Here is a 4579-nt window from a genome sequence, read left to right as displayed (position 1 = left end):
GATGAAGGCGGAGGGCTGGCGCTTCACCTATGCGGCAATCGGCATCTTCTGCCTGGTGACAATGGTGCCGCTGGTGCTGATGCTGCGGCGCGGTGCCCCGGCGGCGGCCGTCGCGGGTTCGCCCGGAAGCCGGTCGGTGCAGCCGATCTCGCTGTCGCCGGCGGCCTTGCAGGTGCTGCTGGTCGTCGCCGGGCTCGGCTGCTGCGTGGCGATGTCGATGCCGCAAGTGCATATCGTCGCCTATTGCATGGACCTTGGCTACGGCGTCGCACATGGCGCCGACATGCTGTCGATCATGATGGCGGGCGGCGTCGTCAGCCGGCTGGCGTCCGGCTTCCTCGCCGACCGTATCGGCGCCGTGTGGACATTGATGATCGGCTCGGTCCTGCAGTGCCTGTCGCTGCTGTTCTACATCCCGTTCGACGGGCTTGCCTCGCTCTATGTGGTGTCACTGGTGTTCGGCTTGTCGCAGGGCGGCATCGTGCCTTGCTACGCGATCATCGTGCGCGATTATATGCCGGCCAGAGAGGCCGGCCAGCGTATCGGCATCGTCATGATGGCGACCATCTTCGGCATGGCGATCGGCGGCTGGATGTCGGGCTGGATCTACGATTTGACCGGCTCTTATGCGGCTGCGTTCCTGAACGGCATTGCCTGGAATATTTTGAATATACTGGCGATCGTTCTGTTATTGTGGCGGTCGCGGCGATCATTGACGGTTGCAGCTTAAGCCTTATTCCGGGCGCACAAAATGCATCTCGATCTTCACGGTAAGCCCATTCTTCTAACAATAGCGGTGTGGGCCTGCGCCGCGGGATGCCTCGCAGGCGCCGCCGCAATTTTCTATTCGATTATCCTGGTGCTCGGCAGAACCGGGGCGCTTGTAGACACTACTGAGGAAAGATCACTTGGTTGGAGCGAGCGAGCCGGCCGCAGGAATAGCCGTTTCAACAGATTTCTTGTTGCTGACGAATTCCGATCGCTTCGCAAGCTCCTGTTTGGAGCATGGGCCGGATTTTTAGTCTCGTTTGGTCTTCTTTCTCTGCTGATTTTTCTCTTTGGGGAGCGGACATTGACCTAGCGTCGAGAAGGAAGCGCGCGGATAAATATCCCACTTTGACCAACATATGACGGCTGCGGGCGCGATGGCTTCCGATCTGTATCTTGCGAGGACTCGATTTTGACCAAGCCGCGCACGCGCCGGGGCGGCGGCCGCCCGACCATCGCGGATGTCGCGCGCAAGGCCGGTGTCGGCGCCATCACCGTGTCGCGCGCCCTGCGTGAGCCGGAGCGTGTCTCCGAAGAGTTGCGCCGCCAGATCCAGGCCGCTGTCGACGAACTGGGCTACGTGCCGGACCCGAATGCCCGGGCGCTGGCCTCGGCGCGCGCCGAGGTGTTCGGCGTGCTGGTGCCGTCGCTTACCAACAACGTCTTCGCCGAGGTGGTGCGCGGCATCTATGACAGCCTGTCGGCCAGCCCGTTCCGCATCCAGCTTGGCAACACCCACTATTCCGGCCTCGAGGAAGAGCGGCTGCTGCAGCTGTTCGGTTCGCAACGGCCAGCGGCGCTGATCGTCGCCGGCATCGATCAGACGCCGGCTTCGCGAAAGCTGCTGGAAAGTGCCGGCTGCCCTGTGGTGCAGGTGATGGAAACCGGTCCCGATCCGGTCGACATGATGGTCGGCTTCTCGCATCTCGATGGCGGGAGGGCGGCGACCGAGCATCTGATCGAGGCCGGCTATCGCCGCATCGGCTTCATCGGCGCGCGCATGGATCCGCGTTCGCAGCGGCGCCTTGCCGGCTATCGCGCGGCGATGGAGGCCGCGGGCCTGTTCGACCCGCGCCTCGTCACCACCACGCCGGTGCTGTCCAGCGTGTCGCTCGGCCGCGAGATGTTCCGCGACGCGCTGGCCAAGGTGCCGACACTCGACGGGGTGTTCTGCAACAATGACGACATCGCGCTCGGCGTCTTGTTCGAATGCCATCGCGCCTCGATCGCGGTGCCGAAGACGATCGGCATCGTCGGTTTCAACGATCTCGACATGATGCAGGTGGCGTTTCCTTCGGTCACCAGCATCCGCACCCATCGTTATGAGATCGGCCGGCGTGCCGTCGCCATGGCGCTTGCTGCGATCGCCGGCAAAAGACCGGAGCAACGGATCGTAGATCTCGGTTTCGAGCTCAAGCGCCGCGAGAGCACGGCGCGTTGAAACGCACAGAAGCGACTGTGCGAATGCCGGTTTACACGCCGATTTGGTAGCGCTACCATCTCCTACAGGCAGTTGCATGAACGATAGGTCGCACCTGTTTATTATACATAAGCGACAACTAATACTTGTTTATTATGGATAATATGATAGTTTTCGCCCCGCTGGCGGCGACAAGGGAGGTACCGGGTCGGCCATCACGGGCGGCCGAGGAAGCGCATGGCAAGGCGGGAGGTGCCGGTCCATCGCGCGAAAAATTCGCATTGCGAAACGAACAATCAGAACTGCAATCGGGAGGATTATCGATGATCAAGTCACTCGTTGGTGGCGTCGTTGCCGCCACTGCATTCGTCATGCTCAATTCGGCCGCCATGGCCGCCGGACCCGAAATCGTGTCGGGTCCCGCCGCTCAGGCGGACTGTTTCGCGCCGTGGAGCGCAGAGACCAAATTCTTCAAATATCCCAAGAAGGAAGGGCCGTTCCGCATCGCCTTCGCCAATGGCTATATCGCCAACACCTGGCGCATCCAGATGGTGCAGACGGCCAAGGCCTACGCCGCGCAACCTGAAGTCAAAGCCAAGATCAAGGAATTCAAGGTCGTCTCGACGGGCGAGGACGTGCCGGCACAGATCTCGGCGATCAACAATTTCATCGATTCCGGCTATGACGCCATCGTCACCGACGCCCAGAACCCGACGGCCTTCGGTCCGGTCATCAAGCGTGCCAAGGAAGCGGGCATCGTGCTGGTCGCCTTCGACAACATTCTCGATACCAAGGACGCCATCAACGTCAATGTCGATCAGAAGGGTCTTGGCGAATTGTGGGCCAAGTGGCTGGTCGGCAAGATACCGAACGGCGGCAAGATCCTGGAAGTGCGCGGCGTCGCCGGCACCTCCGTCGACACCGATCGTCACAACGGCATCCACGAGGTGTTCGATGCGTCCGGCAAGAAGTGGGACGTGACCGAAGTCGCCGGCAAATGGGATGACGGCGTGGCACAGAAGGTGACCGCGGATGCGATCGCCACCAACGGTCCGTTCGACGGCATCACCGGGCAGGGCGGCGACACGGGCATCGTGCAGGCGATGATCGACGCCAAGCATCCGTTCGTGCCGTTTGGCGGCGAGACCGAGAACGGCTTCCGCAAGTTCTGCGCCGCGCATTCAGCCGACGGGCTGAAGTGCTCGTCCGCGGGCTCGGGCCCGGCTCAGGTCGCCGTCGCCATCAAGACCGCGATCGCCGCACTCGAAGGCGAAGTCGTGCCACAAGAGGTGAAGCTGCCGCTGGCGATCGCCGAAGACCCGAACATGAAGGAAGGCACGGATTACTTCCCCAAGGAATCCGACAATTTCTTCGTCGGCAATTCCTTCCCGACCTGCGGCATCAATTTCAGCGCCCAGGAAATCATGGGTCAGACCAAGGAAAACCAGTAAATCATCGCTGGCTGTCACCTGGCGCCGCGGCTTGAGCCGCGGCGTTTGTCTCAATTCCACAATCGCCCTGGGAGGGCCGATGGACGGTGCGGCTCCGCTCTTTCGTATGGAAGGCATATCCAAGCGCTATGGCGGTGTACGCGCGCTGGAGAAGGCCGAGCTTGTTGTCGAAGCCGGCAGCATTCACGCCATTCTCGGTGAAAACGGCGCCGGCAAATCGACGCTGATCAAGGTCATGGCAGGTGTCGTGGCGCCCGATGAGGGGCGCATGACTCTGGATGGGCGCGAGGCGACCTTCGCCTCTCCGGGTGCCGCCAATAAGGCCGGCATCGTCTGCATCTTCCAGGAACTGTCGCTGGTCCCCGAGCTAAGCGTTGCCGACAACATAGTCATTTCCGACCCGCCCAAACGCTTCGGCATGATCGACCGCAAGGCGCAACGCCGCATCGCCGAAGAAGCACTTGCTCGTGCCGGCGCCGCCGACATCCACCCGCTGGCGCTGGTCAAGGACCTGCCATTGTCGCGCCGGCAGATGGTCGAGATCGCCAAGGCATTGGCACGCAAGCCGCGCATCCTCATCCTCGACGAGGCGACCTCCGCGCTGACTGCCGCGGATGTCTCGAAGATCTTCGCGGTGCTGAAGCGGCTGCGCGCGGAAGGGCTGGCGCTGCTTTACATCTCGCACCGCATGAACGAGATCGCCGAACTGGCGGACCAGTGCACGGTGTTCCGCAACGGCCGCAATGTCGCCAGCTATCCAGCCGGCTCGAAGAGTGACAATGAGGTGGTCGAACTGATGATCGGCCGCGAATACAGCCATATCTTTCCGCCCAAGCCGACGGCCGTGCCTGCCGCCGCGGCCCCCAGGCTCGAGGCCCGCAAGCTCTCATGGGCCGACCGGCTGCACGACATCTCGCTGACCGTCAGGGCAGGTGAGGTG

Annotated in this window: 5 protein-coding genes; all 5 read left to right on the top strand. The window is 62.3% G+C overall.

Annotation, left to right across the window (positions count from 1 at the left end; genetic code table 11):
- Nucleotides 1-730: MFS transporter (locus ENZ75_RS22040; protein WP_164887920.1), on the top strand; the 730-nt coding region annotated here is incomplete at its 5' end.
- 21 nt (nt 731-751) lie between these two features.
- Nucleotides 752-1081, top strand: coding sequence for a hypothetical protein (locus ENZ75_RS22035; protein ID WP_063168517.1), 330 nt, complete (start codon nt 752-754; stop codon nt 1079-1081).
- A 99-nt stretch (nt 1082-1180) separates the two neighbouring features.
- Nucleotides 1181-2209, top strand: coding sequence for a LacI family DNA-binding transcriptional regulator (locus ENZ75_RS22030; protein ID WP_024501536.1), 1029 nt, complete (start codon nt 1181-1183; stop codon nt 2207-2209).
- A 302-nt stretch (nt 2210-2511) separates the two neighbouring features.
- Nucleotides 2512-3639 carry a sugar ABC transporter substrate-binding protein gene (locus ENZ75_RS22025; protein WP_013530863.1) on the top strand — a complete coding sequence of 376 codons (1128 nt, stop codon included), beginning with the start codon at nt 2512-2514 and terminating at the stop codon, nt 3637-3639.
- 79 nt (nt 3640-3718) lie between these two features.
- Nucleotides 3719-4579, top strand: an 861-nt coding sequence (locus ENZ75_RS22020) for an ATP-binding cassette domain-containing protein (protein ID WP_164887919.1), incomplete at its 3' end; no start/stop codon positions are given.

Source organism: Mesorhizobium sp. M7A.F.Ca.CA.002.04.1.1, assembly GCF_004022805.1.
Taxonomy (GTDB): Bacteria; Pseudomonadota; Alphaproteobacteria; order Rhizobiales; family Rhizobiaceae; genus Mesorhizobium; species Mesorhizobium ciceri.
Note: the sequence above shows the minus strand (reverse complement) of the source record. Positions and strands in the feature narration are given on the sequence as shown.

Bases quoted from the DNA above. Each gene is read 5' to 3' on its own strand.
- ENZ75_RS22035 (WP_063168517.1), top strand. From the start codon at position 752: ATGCATCTCGATCTTCACGGTAAGCCCATTCTTCTAACAATAGCGGTG.
- ENZ75_RS22025 (WP_013530863.1), top strand. From the start codon at position 2,512: ATGATCAAGTCACTCGTTGGTGGCGTCGTTGCCGCCACTGCATTCGTC.